Here is a 17,476-nt window from a genome sequence, read left to right as displayed (position 1 = left end):
CGGGTCCCGCGCCGGCGCGCCTTGCTCCCCGGCCCCTTTTCCCCTATACGCGCCGCCTTTCCAGGGCTTCGGTCCTGGCTGCGGAGCACCAAAGGGTTCGGGAAGTCATCCCGGCCGCCGCGCCAGGATCCATCGTGGGAGAGGACTTACCCGGTCCCCTCGCGCCGACGCCCTACAAGGGAGACTACCGCATGGCTCTTTACGAGCACACGGTCATGTCGCGCCAGGATATCAGCGCGCAACAGGCCGAAGCGCTGAACGACACCATCAAGGGCTTGATCGAAGCCGGCGGCGGCACCGTCGCCAAGATCGAGTACTGGGGTCTGCGCAACCTGACCTATCGGGTCAAAAAGAACCGCAAGGCGCACTATTCGCTGCTCGCCGTCGACTGCCCGCCCGCCGCCATGGCCGAAGTGGAACGTCAGCTGTCGATCAACGAGGACGTCCTGCGCTGGCTGACCGTCCGCGTCGAGGAACTCGACCTGGAACTGTCGCCGCTGCTGGCCCGCCGCGAGCGCGAGCGCGAACGTGAACGCGAGCGTACGCCGCGTGACGACGCCGCCGCCGAAGCAACCTTCTAAGGGAACCCGGAACATGACCGACACCACCGCCCCGTCGCCGGGCGCGCCGGCCGGCTCCGGCCCGGCCCGCCGTCCCTTCTATCGCCGCCGCAAGGTGTGCCCGTTCACGGGTCCGCAAGCGCCGAAGATCGACTACAAGGACGTCAAACTGCTGCAACGCTACATCAGCGAACGCGGCAAGATCGTCCCTTCGCGCATCACGGCCGTTTCCCAGATCAAGCAACGCGAACTGGCCAAGGCCATCAAGCGCGCCCGCTATCTGGCCCTCCTGCCCTATGTGGTGAAGTAAGATGAAGGTCGTTCTGCTTGAGCGCGTCGATAATCTCGGCGCCATCGGCGATGTCGTTTCCGTCAAGGACGGCTTCGCCCGCAACTTCCTTCTGCCGCGCGACAAGGCCCGTCGGGCCACGTCGGCGAACCTGAAGGCGTTCGAACTCGACCGCGCCGCCATCGAGGCCCGCAACGAGAAGAACAAGGCCGACGCCGGCGCGATCGGCTCCAAGATCGACGGCCAGACCTATGTCATGATCCGGCAAGCCGGTGAGACGGGTCAGCTGTACGGTTCGGTCGCCGCTCGCGACATCGTCGAGGCCGTCGTGGCCGAAGGCGGCAAGATCGAGCGCAGCCAGATCGTGCTCAACACCCCGATCAAGACGCTGGGCGTTCACGAGATCACCGTGCGTCTGCACGCGGAAGTCTCGGCCACCGTCAAGATCAACATCGCCCGCTCGGCCGACGAAGCCGAACGTCAGGCGAAGGGCGAGGACGTGATCAAGGCCGCCTATGACGAGGACCGCGAAGCGGCCCTCGAACAGGCCAAGGACATGGTCGCCGGCGGCGCCGGCCAGCAGGAAGGCCTGGGTTCGGAAGCCTGAACCCTGCCGGATCGCTGATCTGAACTGAGGGGCGCGTCCTGCGGGGCGCGCCCCTTTTCCTTGGCTGCAAAACGTCGTTGTTTCGCCACGAATTCCCGATCAATCTGGATGTCTCGGAGGGGAACACATGACACGCCTGCTGCTGATCGCCGGCCTCGCACTGTCCATGGCGGCCGGTTCGGCCGTGGCCCAGTCGGGCATGACGCTCGACACATTCGTCACCCGTGCGAACCGGATTCCGCTCAATCCGACGGCCATGCTGCGCCCCGACGCCCATCGTCTGAAGGGCGAGGCCGAGCGCGCCTTCCGTACGGTCGGCAACGAAATCACGGCCGCCCGCGCCGCGAGCCGGACCCCGCCGGCCTGTCCGCCGGCGCAGATCAATCTCAACGTCCGCCAGATGCTGGGCTTCCTGAACGGAATTCCCGAGGCCCGCCGCCAGCGCATGACGGTCACCGACGGCATCCGTAGCTGGATGGCCTCGCAATATCCGTGCGGAGCCTGAGCCGTTAACTGATCCGGCTACGGAATTCGCCGCCGTCCACAGCGCTCCGAATCTGTCCCCCACGAAGGCTGCGTCCAAACGTGTCGCAGGGCGCGCGCATGGGTAAGACATGGCCCCCATGAACGCCTTCGCACCGCTTGCCTTCCCCGGTCCCGCAGACTCGGGATCCATCCCGTCGATGCCCCACAATCTGGAGGCGGAGCAGGCCCTGCTGGGCTCGCTGATGTTCGACAACGCCGTGTTCGAACGGCTCAGCGACCGGTTGCGCGGCGGCCATTTCTACGAACCCTTCCACCAGCGCCTGTACGAGGCGATCGAAGACCACATCCGCCAGGGCATGCTGGCCGAGCCGACCATCCTGATGGAGCGGTTCAAACAGGATCCGGCCTTCCAGGAGTTCGGCGGCCTGCGCTACCTCGCCGATCTGGTCGACCGCGCCCCGCCGGCGGCCAACGCCCCCGACTACGCCCGCGTCGTCTACGACCTGGCCCTGCGCCGCGACCTGATCCGCATCGGCGGCGAGATCGTCCGCGAGGCGCCCCAGCCCGAAACCGCCGCCATCGACCAGATCGAACAGGCGGAACAGCGGCTCTACACCCTGGCCGAGACCGGCAAGCCGTCATCGGGCTTCGTCAGCTTCTCCAGCGCCCTGAGCGGCGCGGTGCAGATGGCGGCCGAGGCCTATCAGCGGGACGGCAAACTGGCCGGTCTGGCCACTCATCTGGACGATCTCGACGCCAAGCTGGGCGGGCTGCACCCCTCCGACCTTCTGGTGCTCGCCGGCCGCCCGTCGATGGGCAAGACGGCGCTGGCCACCAACATCGCCTTCAACGTCGCTCGCAACTATCGCTGGGAGCCGACACCCGAGGGCCGGAAGACGGTCAACGGCGGCGTGGTGGCCTTCTACAGCCTGGAAATGAGCGCCGAGCAGCTGGCCATGCGTATTCTGGCCGACGCCTCGGGCGTATCGTCCGACAAGCTGCGCAAGGGCGAGATCGACGCGGGCGACTTCGGCAAGATCCGCGAAGCCGCGGTCGAGATCGGCGAAAGCCCCCTGTTCATCGACGCCACCGGCGGCCTGTCCATCTCCAAGCTGGCCGCCCGCGCGCGCCGGCTGAAACGGCAGGAGCACGGGCTGGACCTGATCATCGTCGACTACCTCCAGCTCATCACCGTCGGCGACGGCAACAACCAGAAGAACCGGGTGCAGGAGGTGTCCGAGATCACCGGCGCCCTGAAGGCCCTGGCCAAGGAGCTGTCGGTGCCGATCATCGCCCTGTCGCAGCTGTCGCGTCAGGTCGAGCAGCGCGAGGACAAGCGGCCCCAGCTGTCCGACCTGCGGGAATCCGGCTCGATCGAGCAGGACGCCGACTGCGTCATGTTCGTTTACCGCGAAAGCTATTATCTGGGCCGCGCCGAGCCGCGCGAGGGCTCGCCTGAACACCTGCAATGGCAGGAGGACATGGACCGGCTCGAGCACCAGGCCGAGGTCGTCATCGGCAAACAGCGCCACGGCCCCATCGGCATCATCAAGCTGAGCTTCGACGCGAACACGACCAAGTTCGGCAACCTGGCGCAGGGCCAGCGGTACGACAACTACGACTGACGGCTGGTCCTTCTCCCCTTGCGGGAGAAGGACCAGCCGTCACCGCATCTCCACCCTTCGCGCGTTCGCCGGTATCGCCAGTTCCGACCCGCTCCAGCTCACCGCCCGTCCGTCGATCCGCGCCTGTGCGGGCGGCGTCTCTCCCGCCGGCCACTGGATGACGAAACCGCCGGGCGGGGCGACCTGTCCGTCCAGCGTCAGCACATAGCCTTCCCCGTCCTGCCGCAGGCGGTACGCCAGCGGCCCGTAGGCCGTGCGCACCCCGGCGACGCCGACCCCCTCCCCCGCCAGCCACGTGGTCGGAACCCCCGCCGCCAGCACCAGCGCATGGTCGCGGTCGCGCTCATGGACCAGCAGGTCCAGCGCCGAGCGGATGTAGTCCGAACTGATCCAGGCATGGGGCATGTCGCCGATGAAGCGCGGCTCGCGTTCCTCGCGGCCGACCACCTCGGCCCAGCCGTTCCAGGCCGCCGGCCGCATGTCGGCGAAGTAGAAGTCCAGCGCCCGCAGGGCCTCGGCCCGCCGTCCGAGCCGCACCATCGCCCCGACATTGCGCAGTTCGTAGGGGGTGTAGTCCTTCCACGCCTGCCGGTTCTCCTGCCGGGCGGTGAAATTGTCCCACCATTTGTCGAATGTGCCCTTCAGCAAGGCCTGCGGGAGCTCGTCCTGCAGCCCCCCGGGCGACAGGGCGATGGTGGTCGAGGTGGCGTCGAAATCGCCCCGGTCGGCCGCGCCCGCGATCCAGTCGATGCCGTGCACGCGCGCCGTCGCCTCGATCGAGGCCATGATGTCGATGCGGAACGCGGCCTCGGCGGCCCGGATGCGGGCGGCGGCGGCCGCGTCGCCGAGCGCATCCGCGATGAAGGCGGCGTCGCGGTAGCCCAGCAGGCCCCAGAAGTCGTCCCAGTAGCTGTAGGCGATCTTGTCGGAATAGCCCTCGTGGCTGATCGTCGGCGGCAGCAGGCCGTACAGGTGGCGCCTGTCCGCCGCCTGGAACTCCGCCGTCCGCGTCGAGGCGCGCAGGGTGTCCATATAGCCGATCGCCGCCTGCACCTGCGGCCAGACCTCGCGCAGCAGCGCCTCGTCCCGGGTGTAGCGGTACGTCTCGGCGGCGAGGAAGATGAACTCGCCGTGGCTGTCGTTCTCGGGCACGGGATCGGCCCCGCGGCTGTCGGCGCAGCAGGGCACCTTGCCGTTGTCGAACACCAGCGGCGCGAACCAGCGCAGATAGTCGGCCGACAGGCTCTCATGCCCCAGCCGGTTCAGCCCCTCGGCCATCATGGCCCCGTCGCGGATCCAGCTGCGGTTATAGCTGCGCGTCCCCGGCTGCAGGATCGGCCCCTGCCGCGACATCAGCATATGCGCCAGCGAGGCCTTCATCACCGCCTCGACCGGCCCGGCCTGCGGCGGCAGGGTGAGGTCGAACCGATCCAGCCTCTCGCGCCACGCGCCGGCCACGCGCGTCCGGGCGACGTCGAGGGCGCCGGCCACATCGGCGACGGGTCCTGTCTCCGGCGTCGGGCCCGCCAACCGGGCGACGAATCCGAAGGTGCGGGCCTCGCCCGGCTGCAGGGTGACATCGTACAGCAGCGCCCCGGCGGTCAGGCTCGTGGCGTCGGATTCGACATGGCGCGCACCCGCATCGCGGCGGCGGGCGGCCCTGGCCAACAAGCTTTGCGGATCGGCCCCGGCGGCGAAGGTGCTCATGGCCACCCCGTCCGGCGCCGCGAGGCTGCCGATGCGGATGGCGTCGTTCAGCACCAGGGTGGCGCCGTTCCAGTCGATCTGCTCGATCGGCCCGACCCCGCCCGGGGTGGTCAGGAACTGCACCGGACCGTTGACCTGGAACGGGCGCGCCATCAGCGCCAGCGTCAGGGTGCGCGGCCGGTTGGAGGTGTTGGTCAGGACATACTGCCCGTAGAGCTGCGCCTGTTCCGGCGTGCCGTCGGCGAAGGCGGTCGTCGCCAGCGTCCAGCCGTCGGCGGTCCAGGTGACGGTCGGGATCGGCAGGTCGCCGTCCTGCAGGCTCTGGCTGATCTGCACATCCGCCCAGGTCGTCAGCCGCCCGTTGTCCAGCACGAACGGCTCGATCGACGGTCCGCCGCGGCGCAGTTCGATGGCCCCGTCCTCGCCCATCAGACCGCTTTCGCCGCCACCGTCGACCCCGACCAGGGTCCAGTAGGGCTGCTCGCCGACGAAGCCGCGCGGATAGAGCCCGCGCCGGCTCTCCGTCGCCACGGCGCGCATGAAGGTGGTGGGTGTCTCGCCGAACGACAGGGGCTCGATCTCCAGGCCGTTCAGGGCGTAGGCGTCGGCGCGGCGGGCGTTCAGCATCTGGCCCGCGCCCGACCGGGTGGCATTGGCCGGGCCGTCGGCGGTCGGCGCCAGCAGGTCCAGCCGCAGCCAGCGGGCCGAGGCCTCGGGCGTGCGCAGCCAGTCGACGCCTCCGTCGCCGTCGCTGACCTTCGCCAGTTCACGCCAGTCCTGCCGGTCCGACGACGCCATGAGCCGATAGCGCGCCGCAGCCAGCCCCTCGGCCCAGCGCAGGGTCACGCCGCCGAACTCGCGCTCATAGCCGAGGTCCAGCGTCAGGCTCTGCGCGCCTGCCGCCCCACTGCGCCATGCTGTGCCGAGATCGTCGTCCACCGCCCGGGCGGCGACGTTCAGCCCGTCCTCGCTGCTGGCGGCGGCCAGCGGGCGGGGCGGGACGGACGGCTCGGGCGGCAGCTCGCGCAGCTCCAGCTGGTCGATCTCGATCCAGCCCTCTCCTCCCTCGCCCGCTGTGACCACGAACTCGATCCGCTCGGCCCCGCGGAAGGTGCGGTCCGGGTTCGGCCCCCAGGCCCGGACGATCTGCCGCGCCTTGATGGTGTAGCGGGTCCATTCGGCGTTGGCGCGGAACCCCCGGATCTGGCGCCAGTGGACGTTGTCGCCCGAGCCGTCGACGAATTTGATCTCAAGCGTATTGGGCTGCATCTCGCCGCGCAGCCAGAAGCTGATCTCATAGTTGGCGGGAACGTCCAGATCGAAGGCGCGGGCGGCGAAGGCGTAGCCGGACCGGCCGTTGAAGTCGTAGTCCAGCCGCATGGACCTGCCGTCGTGGCCCGGCACGCTGGTGATGGTTGAGGAGACGTCGGTCGAGGCGTCGGCGGCCCACGGGGTCAGGGTCTCGAACGGGTCGAGCACGTGCGGGGACTGGGCATGGGCGGGCGCGGTTGACAGCAGCGCCGCAACAGCTCCCACAAGGATGGTGATCCGCTTGAGCATGAACAAACTCCGCTCATCCCCGCGAAAGCGGGGACCCAGTGCTTTGGGCGATCCGGTCGGACCGGCGTCGCACCACGATTGATCCCGTGCAGCGTGCCCAGCGAAAGAACTGGGTCCCCGCTTTCGCGGGGATGAACGGATCAGTGAAGCCTCATCCCTTCACGCTGCCCGCCAGCATCCCGCGGATGTAATAGCGCTGCAGGGCGAGGAAGAGGATCAGCACCGGGGCCACGGTGATGACGGCGCCGGCCATCATCAGCTCGATGTCCTGCACGTGTTCGCGGGACAGGGCCGCCAGCGCCACAGGCAGGGTATAGTTGGACTGGTCCGTCAGAATGATCAGCGGCCACAGGAAGTCGTTCCAGCTGCCCAGGAAGACGAACAGGGCCAGGGTGACGATGATCGGCTGCAAGGTCGGCAGGACGATGCGGCGGAAAATCTGACCCTCGGAGGCGCCGTCGATGCGGGCCGCCTCCAGCATCTCGTCGGGAATGCTGAGCGAATACTGCCGCACAAGGAACAGGCCGAAGATCGAAGCCAGCCACGGCACCAGCGCCCCGGCGTAGGTGTTCACCAGCCCCATCGACTTCAGCATCAGGAACAGCGGCAGGGTGCCGATCTGGGCCGGCACCACCAGCGCCCCGACCAGAATCTGGAACACCCGGTCGCGGCCCTTGAAGGCCAGTTTGGCGAAGGCGTATCCGGCGGGCACGGTGAAGGCCAGGGCGAGCATGGTGGCCAGGGACGCCAGGGCGAAGCTGTTCCACAGATAGCGGCCCATGCCCTGGGTCACGAACAGGTCGCGATAGTGCTGCAGCGTCCACGTCTTCGGCAGAAGAGGCGGCGGGAAGGTCGCGGCCTCGCCCGTGGTCATGAAGCTGACGGACAGCATCCACAGCAGCGGGAACAGCACGATCAGGCCGATCACGCCGACCGCGACATTGAGCAGGATGGCGCGCGGCTTCATTCGTAGGCCCCCATCCGCTTCGCCACGGCCAGCTGGACCAGGGTCACGGCCAGGATGCACAGGAACAGGATAAAGGCCACGGCGCTGGCGGAGCCGAGGTTCCACCATTTGAAACCCTCTTCGTACATGAAGTAGAGCACTGTCACGGTCGACTGCGCCGGACCGCCCTGGGTCATCACATAGGGCTCGGCGAACAGCTGGAAGAAACCGGCGACCGAAATGATCGACACCAGCAGCAGGGTCGGGGCGATGGCCGGCAGGGTGACGTGCTGGAACTGCTTCCACGGCCCGGCCCCGTCGATGCGCGCGGCCTCATACAGATCGTCCGGCACGGTCTGAAGAACCGCGAGGAAGATCAGCATATTATAGCCGAAAATCTTCCAGACCACGAACATCAGGATGGCCGGGATCGACGTCGACGGTTGGCCCAGCCAGTCGACGGCGGGCAGGCCGATGCTCTGGATCGCCCAGTTGATGACGCCGTACTTCGTATGCAGCAGATAGTTCCACAGCACCGCCGTGGCGACCAGGGTGGTGACATAGGGGGCGAAGAACATCACCCGCCAGATCGGCCGCCACCGGATCACCCGCGCATTCAGGACTGCCGCCGCCGCCAGCGAGGTGGCGATCGACACCGGCACCCCGATGAGGGCGAACAGGCCGGTGTTCCGCATCGCGCCCCAGAACAGCGGATTGCCCAGCAGCCGCTCGTAATTCTGCAGCCCCACGAAGCGGACATTGCCGATGTCGGCCAGGGCGTAGATGTCGAAGTCGGTCAGGCTGAGCAGCAGGGCCGAGAAGACGGGGATGGCGAAGAAGACCGCGATGGCGATCAGGGCCGGGGCCACAAACCCCCAGGCCGCGCGCTCGCGCGAGCGGGGCGTGCCGGCCTTGCGGACCGGTTTGGCGGCGACGGCGGCGTCCGTCGTCATGATCCTTCTCCCCTTGGGGGAGAAGGTGGCTCGCGAAGCGAGACGGATGAGGGGTAAGGTTCAGCAGGCATGGGGGCGGCGGATGAGCGTGGGGCCGACAGCCCCCTCATCCGGCCCTTCGGGCCACCTTCTCCCCCGAGGGGAGAAGGATGTGCGTTGGCAGCCGTCATATCGCCCTCCCCTGTTCGATCATCCAGCGGCGCTTTTCCAGCAGGCGGTCGGCGCGGCGGTCGATCTCGGCGGCGGCGGCGCGCGGGGTGAACTGGCCGCGCACCATGCGTTCGGCCACGATCTGCATCTCGGTGACGATCCGCTCCCACTCCGGCACCTTGGGCACGGCCTTGGCCCGCGACAGCTGGCCCTTGAAGGCGGCGACATAGGGATCGTTGGCCACCGCCGGCGTCGCCCAGGCGCTCTCGCGCGCCGGCAGATCCCCGGTGATGGTGTTGAAGCGCGCCTGCACCGCCGGATCGGCGAGGTAGCGCACCAGCTTCCAAGCCGCGTCCTGATGCGGCGACTGACGATAGACCACCAGCGACGAGCCGCCCGGCGCGGACGCGCCCGGCCCGGTAGGGCCCGGCACGCCCGAGGTCATCCACCGCGTCGTCGGCTTCAGCCGGTTCCTGAAGTCGCCGATGGTCCACGGGCCGGAGAAATAGAAGCTGAAATATCCCCGCTCGAACTCGGTCCAGACGTTGGAGATCTGCGTCGAGGACGCGACCGGGGCCAGTCCCTCATCGAACAGGCTCTTGTAGAATTCCAGGGCGGCGACGAAGGAGGCGCTGGAGAAATTCCCCCGCGTGTCGCGGTCGCGCAGCAGCGGCTCGGCGCCCTGCAGGCCGAAGGTCAGCAGCTGTTCGAACTCGTTGACCGGCAGCAGCACGGCGTAGTTCCCCGGCCCGGCCACGCGCTTCACCGCATGCATCGCCGCCTTCCAGCTGTCCCAGGTCCGGGGCACCCCGTCGGGGAATCCGGCCTGCTCCAGCAGGTCGGCGCGGTAATAGATCAGCCGGGTGTCGACATACCAGGGCACGCCCACCACCTGGCCGCCGATCCGGTTGGTCTCCAGCACCGCCGGGAACTGGTCGGTCAGCAGGTCCGAAGCGAAGGCCGGCAGGGCGCTGATCGCCCCGATGGCCGCCATCTCCGACACCCAGGTGTTGCCCACCTGGCTGAGATCCGGCAGCGAATTGCCGGCGTAGGACGTCAGCAGCTTGGAGTGGGCCGCCGTCCACGGCAGGGCCTGGACCTCGACCTTGATCCCCGGGTTCAGCCGTTCGAACTCGGGCAGGATCTGCGGCACATTGGTCGCCTCATTGCCCATGGCCCAGAAGCGCAGCCGGGTGACGCCGTCATTGCGCCCGCCGCAACCGGCCAGACCCGTCGCCGCCGCGCTCGCCAGCAGGCCGAGGGCCGTCCGCCGATCGGGGCGCAACCCGGTCACAGCGCGCGCACCGCCGGCAGGTTGAGCCAGCCCCCGGTGAAGCCGGCGCGCTTCAGCCCGCGCACCAGATTGGGCTCAAGCCGCATCCGGCTCCAGACGGCGTCCGAGCGATGGTTCTCGATCTGGATCACGATCGGTCCCTGATCGATGCCCAGATAGTCGCCGTCGACCCAGCCCACGCCCGGCACGATGCGGCCGTGCTGCAGCCGTCCGTCGCGCTGCGTCAGCGTCGGGTTGAACGAGTCCATGAAGCCGAACTCGGTGTAGACGCCGATGCCGTAGCGCGCCTTCATCGCCTTCAGGCAGGCGGTGACCTCGGCGGGGGCGAAGGGGTAGGAGGCCATGGCGGCCGTCGGCGCGATTGTGCCGTCGTCGCGGTCCCCGGGGCCGCGCGCCGAATAGCTGAAGAACTCGCGCTCGCGCCCGTCGATGACCTGTTTGAAATCGCCCGGTCCGTCGCAGGCCGTCAGGCCCCACACGTCCGCCGAATAGCCGGCCCAGCCCATCGGATTGTCGATGGCGTATTTACGCTGCGCCTGCACAGCCCGGACGCTGTTGATGCGGTAGTCGAACTCCTCGCCCGTCTCACGGACCTTCGCCCGCATCCACGGATCGTAGATGCCGCGGAAGTCGACGAACATGTGGCTGTACTGGTGGCCGAACAGCGGGGCGAAGGCCAGGTGCGCGGGGCCCCGGCGGTCGGTCCAGCTCTGATCGTAGACGCTGCACCATTCATCCCAGACGGCGGGCGGGACCGGGTGGGTCCGGCTGCCGATGGCCAGCAGCAGGACCAGCATGCCCTCGTTGTAGATATGCCAGTCCGCGGGGATGAACCCCGTCTCCGGGTGCCAGCCCATCGAAACGCGGTTGGGGCGGACGACGGCCCAGTCCCATTCGATCCGGTCGTACACAGCCTGGGCCAGCCGCCGGATCTCCGCCTCGTCGGCGTGGTCGCCGTCGAACCAGCGCGCCGCGAACAGCATGCCCGCGACCAGCAGGGTGGTGTCGACGGTCGACAGCTCGGTGCGTCCGAACCGGTGGCCCGTCTCCATGTCCAGGAAGTGGTAGAAGAAGCCCTTGTAGCCCGTCACGCCCGTGGCCTGCGGTCCCTGCGGCGCGTGGTGGAAGAAGCGGATGGTGGTCAGGGTGCGCTCGCGCGCCTCCTCGCGGCTCATCCAGCCGCGCTCGACCCCGATGGGCCAGCAAGTCAGGGCAAACCCCACGGCGGCCACTGACGAGAAGGACTCAGTCGGCCAGCGGTCGGGCGTCAGGCCATTGGCGCGGTTGGTGACGTGGACGAACCAGTCGAAGGTCCGCTGCTGAAGTTCGTCGACCTCGGGGTCAACCAACGGCGTGCCGGGCTTGAAATAGTCCAGTCCCGCGCCGCCGCACCCGCCGATCGAAAGGGCCGCTACGCCCGCGACCGTGGAGCCCATCAGAAACCGGCGGCGATCCATGGTCTCCATCCTCATACGCAAACTCGACACAGTCAAAAAAGTGGCCGCCCCCCGGGGAATCAGGGGGCGGCCGCCAGGCTCAGGAGACGGTCAGAAGCTGTAACGCATGCCCACCTGGAAGGTGCGGGTCGGGAACAGCACCCTCGACGGCTTCTCGAAGTTCGGGTTGGGGTTGGCGAGCGAGCCCGTACCGCCGTCGAAGCCGGCGAAGTTGTCGAAGTTGAACACGTTGATCGCGTCGACGTACACCGACAGCTCCGACCCACCCCAAATCTGGAAATCCTTCGTCAGACGCAGGTCGAGGTTCCGGTAGGCGAAGGAGTTGGGGATGATGAAGTTGAACTGCTGCGGACGGCCGTGGTTCGGACGGTAGACGAAGTTGGGGCCGCGTCCGTCGAACACGTCGAAGGGCGTGCCTGAACCCAGCGTCAGTATGCCCGACAGCTGGAAGTCGAAGGGCAGGTCCACGATGCCGTTCGCCACGATGCGGTGACGTTCGTCATTGCTGGTGGGACGGACCGGCGAGCTCTCGATGCTGAAGCAGTCGAAGCAGAAGTTGTCGTTGCCGCCGTTCTGTTCGGCCTGCGACCAGGTGTAGGCGACGTTGAGGCCCCAGCCGGAGTCGGGCGTGTAGTTCTTGTCCAGCTTGACGTAGAGGGCCCGGAAGGTGCGCTCCTTCTCGTGGTCGGAGACGAAATACCCGCGATAGGGGTTTGTCCCGCCAGGACCGCAGAAGCCGCCGTTGTCGCCGAAACCGCCGCCGTCATTGGGACGGTTGGGTTCGCGGCAGCGGGTCAGATAGGCCCAGGTGAACTCGTTTTCGGTCTTGCCGTAGGCGAGGGTGAACTCGCTCTGCCAGTCCCCGAAGCGTTGGCGCAGACCGAGGTTGAACTGGTCGGTCATCGGCGGTTCGAAGTCGTTGGCCAGCAGGAAGGCTTCGCCCTTGCCCGGGATGGTGGCGAGGACCGGATCGAGACCGGCGGCCGTGCCGTATGAGGCCTGCCACAGGATGGGATCGCCGGCGTCCCCCGGCAGATCGACGCCCGGACCCGGATCGCGGTCCTGACCGGCCGGACGGCCCGTCGTGCTGAAGAAGGCGTTCTTGCGGATGTCGAACGGCTTGACCAGCTCGTCGTACGAGAAGTTGAAGTTGACCCGGTCATAATACCGACCGGCGCCGCCGAAGATCACCGTCCGGCGGTCCCCGAACACATCGTACGAGAAGCCGATGCGGGGTTGGAAGGCGCCCGCGAACGGATCGCGATTGTTGCCCGTCGAGATGTAGTCGGCCCGGTTGAACCAGCTGGGGGCGTAGCCCGCGGGCTTGCCGCCGTCGGTCGAGGCGATCCACTGGTCCAGGCCCGCGATGACGCTGGCCGGGGTGACGTAGTCGTTGTTGTTGGCGTTGGTCTCATAGTCCCAGCGGATGCCGAGGTTCAGCTCCAGCTGGTCGGTGATGCGCCAGTCGTCCTGGGCGTACAGGCCGATGACGGTGTTATCGAGATCGACCTCGGGGAAGGCCTGGCCCAGTTCCACGCGATACGGCACCGTGGTGCTGCCGCTCAGCCCGGGCAGGCCGTCGACGTCGTAGTAGAAGAGCGGGTTCCGGCCGAACTGCTTGTTCACCTCATAGTTCTGCAGCGACACCTTGCCGCCCAGCTTGATGGTGTGGAAGCCGTGCATCTCCAGATCGTTGAACGTCACGTCGTTGCGGAAGGTGAGCGCGTTGTCGTGAATGTCCTGAGTGCTGTCGCGGCCGCCCAGGTTGATGATGGTCGCACCGCCGAAGAAATCCGGCCCGTTCTCGAACAGCCGGTAGGTCGCGCCCGCGTCGGTGAAGTTCGCCGCGCCGGGGTTGAAGTTATAGTCGCGATAATCGACCGCGAACTCGTTCAGGAACGAGTCCGTCTGCCACTGATAGCGAAGGTTGCCCCTCAGGGTCGTCTGCTGCAGGTCGTTGGCGCGCTCGAAGGAGTCGGCGCCGCCGAAGTCCCGCAGCTCCGACTCGTCGCGATAGGTGGCGCTCAATTCGATCAGATGGCCCTCGGCCGGCTGCCAGCTGAGCTTGCCGAACATCAGATCCTCCTCGAACGGCGAGGCGAAGGTGCCGATGTACTGGGCGAACTGATTGACGAAGCGCGGCTCCTGACGGCCCAGGTTGACCACGCTGGCGCGGTTTTCCTGTTTGTGCTCGTAGGTGCCGAAGAAGTGCAGGGTGTCCTGAATGATGGGCCCACCGAGGGCGAAGCCGTATTGCTGGACCTCAAGCGGCACCTTCGGATCGCCGCGCCGTTCGGCGAAGCTGTCCTGTGCGATGAACTCCTGGTCGCGGTAGACGCCGAAGATCTCGCCGTGGAATTCGTTGGTGCCCGAGCGGGTGACGGCGGTGATGATCGCCGACGAGGCCTGTTCGTACTCGGCCTTGAAATTTTGGCTGACGACGCGGAATTCCTGGACGCCGGCCTGGGGGAACGGGTTCCCGCGGCTGGCATCCTGGCCGATGATGCCGCCGGCGATGATGTTTGACTTCAGGCTGGCCCCGTCGATGAAGGCGTTGACCGATTCCGCGCGCTGGCCTCCCGCGGTGATGTTCTGGTTTGTCTCGTCCGTCGACAGACGCACCCCGGGGGCCAGGGCCGCGAAGTTCAGGAAGTTGCGGTTGATCTGCGGCAGGGTGTTGATCTGCTGGGTCGTGACGTTGGTGGCGTTCTCGGGCGTGCGCACCTCGGCCAGACGGCGGCCCGTCACGACCACGTCTCCCAGATCGGTGGCTTCGGAAGCATCGGCGGCGACAACTGCACCGACCGCCAGATCCAGATCGCCGACCTGGCCGACGCCGATCGTGACGACGTCCGAGGCCGTTTCGCCCTCCGCCGTGGTCACGGTGACCTCATAGGTGCCGGGGCGCAGACCCGACAGCACATAGCCGCCGTTGGCGTTTGCGGTGGACCGGGTCGTAAAGCCCGACGAGGTGTCGCGCGCCACGATCACGGCGCCGGCTTCGGCGACGCCATCGTCGGTCACCGAACCCCGGATCGTCGACGTCGTGACCTGGGCGGACACGCCGCCGGCGCACGCCAGCGAGACGGCCAGGGCGAGGGCGGACGCCGCCCCCATGTACTGAATGGACTTGCGGGTCATCAGGAATTCTCCCCCTTCAGAGATGGCGTGTCGGCGTCGGCGCGAAGGCGCCCGCCGGATTTGGTGATGTCGGATGTCGCCGGTTGGCTTGACGGGCGTACGACCAGCTCGGGCCGTACGACCTCGCATGCGGTGTCGGCGACGGCTTCGCCCGCTGCGTTGATCATGCGGACGAGGCGCTCCAGCGCGCCGCGTCCGGTTTCTGCGATCTTGATCCTGAGGGTGGTCAGGGCGGGCCGGACCAGGCTGGCGATCGGCACGTCGTCGAAGCCGACGATGGCGACGTCCTCGGGCACGCGCAGCCCGGCGTCCTGCAGGGCCAGCATGGCCCCGACGGCCATGTTGTCGTTGCCGGCGAAGACCGCGTCGGGCCGGGTCTCGCTCGCGGCCAGCGCCACGCCGGCGTCGTGGCCCGAGACCTGGGTGAAGGCGCCCTCGACCACGTTCGTCGGCAGGCCGGCCCGGGCCATGGCCTCGAGATAGCCCGCCAGCCGGGTCTCGGCCTCGAGGTTGCCGTTCGGGCCCGAGATATGGGCGATGCGCCGGCGGCCCGTGGCGATCAGATGCTCGACCGCCTGGATCGCACCGCCGTGGTTGTCGACGACGATCGAGGGACGGCTGGCGTCGGCGCCGCCGTTCATCAGCAGGATCGGCGTCCGGCCCGCGAGACCGGCGGCCAGATTGGCGGCGTCCAGATGGGGCGACAGGACGATCAGACCATCGACCCGTCCGCGCATCGAGCGGATCGCCGCCGAGGCCTCCTCCGCGTCGTCGTGCGAGCTGGAGACGATCAGGTGATAGCCGAGCGAGCGGGCGGCGACGTCCATGCCGCGGATCAGCTCGGAAAAGAACTCGCCATACAGGTCCGGAAGGATGACGCCGATCGTCTGGCTCTTGCTGGTCGACAGGCTGCGGGCGCCCGAATGGGGCACGTACTGCAGCGCCTTGGCGGCCTCGAGCACCTTGTTGCGGGTCGCCTCGGTCACCGGGCCGGCGCCGCTGAGGACGCGCGAAACCGAGGCCACGGACACGTCGGCCCGCTCGGCGACATCGCGAATCGTGGCGGCCTTCACGCCTCCACTCCCACGCAGGTTTGTCGGATCGCCATCGGCGTCAAAATGCATCCTCCCTGGGAATTTCCAGCCCCGGCCCGCTTGGCGCGGGTCCGTCCGAAAAAACCGTGTAACCGATTACATGACACACTAGTCAGGCGCCCCGCAAGTGCCCTAGTTTGGCCACACGGAGGTTGTGTCGGCGTAGCTACACAGGTACCGACCATCGCCAACCTCTCCTTCCAGTTCGCGTTCCAGCTTGCCGAGGCTCCTCCAGATGACTTCAAGAAACACAGACAACTATCGGTTTCCCGAGGGTTTTCTGTGGGGCGCCGCGACAGCCGCCTATCAGATCGAGGGCTCGTCCATGGCCGACGGCGCGGGGGCGTCGATCTGGGACCGGTTCAGCCACACCCCGGGCATGATGCTTAACGGCGACACGGGAGACGTGGCCTGCGACCACTACAACCGCTGGCGCGAGGACATCGACCTGATGACCCGGCTGAACCTCCAGGCCTACCGGTTTTCGGTGAGCTGGAGCCGGGTCATGCCGGAGGGCCGCGGGGCCATCAACGCCAGGGGCCTCGACTTCTACGACAGGCTGATCGACGGCCTGCTCGACAAGGGCATCGAGCCGCTGTGCACCCTCTATCACTGGGACCTGCCGGCGGCGCTCGACGATCGCGGCGGCTGGCTCAATCCCGACATCGCCGACTGGTTCGCCGACTACGGCCAGGTCCTGTTCGAGAAATTCAAGGGCCGGGTGAAGACCTGGGGCACGATCAACGAGCCCTGGGTCATCGTCGACGGCGGCTATCTGCACGGAGCCCTGGCCCCCGGTCACAAGTCGGCCTTCGAGGCCATGATCGCCGGCCACAACGTCCTGCGCGCCCACGGCGCGGCGGTGAAACGCTTCCGTGAGGTTGGCGAAGGCCAGATCGGCATCGTCCTCAACATCGAGCCCAAATACCCGGCCTCGGACAAGCCCGAGGACGAGGCCGCGCGCAAACGCGCCGAGGCCCAGATGAACCGCTGGTTCCTCGATCCCCTGATGGGCCGCGGCTATCCCGAGGAACTGAAGGACGTCTATGGCGAGGCGTATCGCGAGTTCCCGCAGGAAGACTTTGACCTGATCGCGACCCCCACCGACTGGATGGGTCTGAACTGGTACACCCGCTCGGTGCCCGAGAACGCGCCCGACGCCTGGCCGACCCGCTCACGCCCGGTGAAACAGATTCAGCACGCGCACACCGAGACTGGCTGGGAAGTCTATCCCCCCGCCCTGACCGACACCCTGGTCTGGCTGCACGAACAGACCGGCGGCAAGCTGCCGCTGATGGTCACCGAGAACGGCTCGGCCTGGTACGATCCGCCCCACGCCATCGACGGCCGCATCCAGGATCCGATGCGGGTCGACTATCTGAAGAACCACCTGAAGGCTCTGCACGACGCCATCGGCAAGGGCGTCGACGTCCGGGGCTATATGGCCTGGTCGCTGCTCGACAATCTCGAATGGTCGCTCGGCTATTCCAAGCGGTTCGGCATCACCCACGTGAATTTCCTGACACAGGAGCGGACCATCAAGGATTCCGGCCTGCTGTACACCGAGGTCATCAAGACCCACGGCGCGGTGCTGGATACGCTCTGAG

13 protein-coding genes are annotated in these 17,476 nt (G+C 67.6%); 6 read left to right on the top strand and 7 right to left on the bottom strand.

Annotated features, from left to right (window positions below; all coding sequences use genetic code 11):
• The first annotated feature begins 191 nt into the window (after nt 1-191).
• The 5 genes from rpsF (at nt 192) to PSV23_RS07610 (ending at nt 3,567) form a co-directional block, all read left to right on the top strand.
• Complete coding sequence (rpsF, locus tag PSV23_RS07630) at nt 192-581, top strand: 30S ribosomal protein S6 (RefSeq protein ID WP_056615127.1); 390 nt, start codon at nt 192-194, stop codon at nt 579-581.
• 13 nt (nt 582-594) lie between these two features.
• Nucleotides 595-870, top strand: a complete 276-nt coding sequence (rpsR, locus tag PSV23_RS07625) for a 30S ribosomal protein S18 (RefSeq protein ID WP_055828934.1) — start codon at nt 595-597, stop codon at nt 868-870.
• A gap of 1 nt (nt 871) precedes the next feature.
• Nucleotides 872-1,456: a 50S ribosomal protein L9 gene (rplI, locus tag PSV23_RS07620; protein ID WP_300467515.1), complete on the top strand. Its 585-nt coding sequence runs from the start codon at nt 872-874 to the stop codon at nt 1,454-1,456.
• 127 nt (nt 1,457-1,583) lie between these two features.
• Nucleotides 1,584-1,961, top strand: coding sequence for a hypothetical protein (locus tag PSV23_RS07615; RefSeq protein ID WP_300467513.1), 378 nt, complete (start codon nt 1,584-1,586; stop codon nt 1,959-1,961).
• Between the two features lie 118 nt (nt 1,962-2,079).
• Nucleotides 2,080-3,567, top strand: a complete 1,488-nt coding sequence (locus PSV23_RS07610; RefSeq protein ID WP_300467511.1) for a replicative DNA helicase — start codon at nt 2,080-2,082, stop codon at nt 3,565-3,567.
• A gap of 39 nt (nt 3,568-3,606) precedes the next feature.
• Here the strand turns inward: PSV23_RS07610 and PSV23_RS07605 are convergent, their stop codons facing one another.
• The 7 genes from PSV23_RS07605 to PSV23_RS07575 form a co-directional block, all read right to left on the bottom strand.
• Entirely contained in the window at nt 3,607-6,834 is a 3,228-nt protein-coding gene (locus PSV23_RS07605; protein ID WP_300467508.1) for a discoidin domain-containing protein, read from the bottom strand.
• Nucleotides 6,835-6,985: 151 nt separating this feature from the next.
• On the bottom strand, nt 6,986-7,801 hold the full coding sequence (locus tag PSV23_RS07600; protein ID WP_300467506.1) for a carbohydrate ABC transporter permease: 816 nt from the start codon (nt 7,799-7,801) through the stop codon (nt 6,986-6,988).
• Nucleotides 7,798-8,733: a sugar ABC transporter permease gene (locus PSV23_RS07595; RefSeq protein ID WP_300467503.1), complete on the bottom strand. Its 936-nt coding sequence runs from the start codon at nt 8,731-8,733 to the stop codon at nt 7,798-7,800. The genes PSV23_RS07600 and PSV23_RS07595 overlap by 4 nt, the downstream gene beginning before the upstream one ends.
• Before the next feature lie 166 nt (nt 8,734-8,899).
• The gene (locus PSV23_RS07590; RefSeq protein WP_300467501.1) at nt 8,900-10,177 is read right to left on the bottom strand and encodes an extracellular solute-binding protein; all 1,278 of its coding nucleotides are present in this window, start codon (nt 10,175-10,177) and stop codon (nt 8,900-8,902) included.
• Nucleotides 10,174-11,634, bottom strand: a complete 1,461-nt coding sequence (locus PSV23_RS07585) for a glucoamylase family protein (protein WP_300467499.1) — start codon at nt 11,632-11,634, stop codon at nt 10,174-10,176. Before PSV23_RS07585 ends, PSV23_RS07590 begins: the two co-directional genes overlap by 4 nt.
• Before the next feature lie 90 nt (nt 11,635-11,724).
• On the bottom strand, nt 11,725-14,775 hold the full coding sequence (locus tag PSV23_RS07580; protein ID WP_300467497.1) for a carboxypeptidase regulatory-like domain-containing protein: 3,051 nt from the start codon (nt 14,773-14,775) through the stop codon (nt 11,725-11,727).
• A complete protein-coding gene (locus PSV23_RS07575) occupies nt 14,775-15,899 on the bottom strand; it encodes a LacI family DNA-binding transcriptional regulator (RefSeq protein WP_300467495.1) in 1,125 nt (374 codons plus the stop codon). The genes PSV23_RS07580 and PSV23_RS07575 overlap by 1 nt, the downstream gene beginning before the upstream one ends.
• A gap of 205 nt (nt 15,900-16,104) precedes the next feature.
• Here PSV23_RS07575 and PSV23_RS07570 point away from each other — a divergent pair, with 205 nt between their 5' ends.
• Nucleotides 16,105-17,475, top strand: a complete 1,371-nt coding sequence (locus PSV23_RS07570) for a GH1 family beta-glucosidase (RefSeq protein ID WP_300467492.1) — start codon at nt 16,105-16,107, stop codon at nt 17,473-17,475.
• Nucleotide 17,476 lies beyond the last annotated feature (1 nt).

The sequence above is a fragment of the Brevundimonas sp. genome, assembly GCF_029946145.1.
Taxonomy (GTDB): domain Bacteria; phylum Pseudomonadota; class Alphaproteobacteria; order Caulobacterales; family Caulobacteraceae; genus Brevundimonas.
The sequence above is the reverse complement of the archived record's forward strand: the minus strand, read 5'-3'. Positions and strand labels throughout refer to the sequence as shown.

Bases quoted from the DNA above. Each gene is read 5' to 3' on its own strand.
- rpsR (WP_055828934.1), top strand. From the start codon at position 595: ATGACCGACACCACCGCCCCGTCGCCGGGCGCGCCGGCCGGCTCCGGC.
- PSV23_RS07595 (WP_300467503.1), bottom strand. From the start codon at position 8,733: ATGACGACGGACGCCGCCGTCGCCGCCAAACCGGTCCGCAAGGCCGGC.
- PSV23_RS07600 (WP_300467506.1), bottom strand. From the start codon at position 7,801: ATGAAGCCGCGCGCCATCCTGCTCAATGTCGCGGTCGGCGTGATCGGC.
- PSV23_RS07615 (WP_300467513.1), top strand. From the start codon at position 1,584: ATGACACGCCTGCTGCTGATCGCCGGCCTCGCACTGTCCATGGCGGCC.
- PSV23_RS07575 (WP_300467495.1), bottom strand. From the start codon at position 15,899: ATGCATTTTGACGCCGATGGCGATCCGACAAACCTGCGTGGGAGTGGA.
- PSV23_RS07580 (WP_300467497.1), bottom strand. From the start codon at position 14,775: ATGACCCGCAAGTCCATTCAGTACATGGGGGCGGCGTCCGCCCTCGCC.
- rpsF (WP_056615127.1), top strand. From the start codon at position 192: ATGGCTCTTTACGAGCACACGGTCATGTCGCGCCAGGATATCAGCGCG.
- rplI (WP_300467515.1), top strand. From the start codon at position 872: ATGAAGGTCGTTCTGCTTGAGCGCGTCGATAATCTCGGCGCCATCGGC.
- PSV23_RS07610 (WP_300467511.1), top strand. From the start codon at position 2,080: ATGAACGCCTTCGCACCGCTTGCCTTCCCCGGTCCCGCAGACTCGGGA.
- PSV23_RS07585 (WP_300467499.1), bottom strand. From the start codon at position 11,634: ATGGATCGCCGCCGGTTTCTGATGGGCTCCACGGTCGCGGGCGTAGCG.
- PSV23_RS07605 (WP_300467508.1), bottom strand. From the start codon at position 6,834: ATGCTCAAGCGGATCACCATCCTTGTGGGAGCTGTTGCGGCGCTGCTG.
- PSV23_RS07570 (WP_300467492.1), top strand. From the start codon at position 16,105: ATGACTTCAAGAAACACAGACAACTATCGGTTTCCCGAGGGTTTTCTG.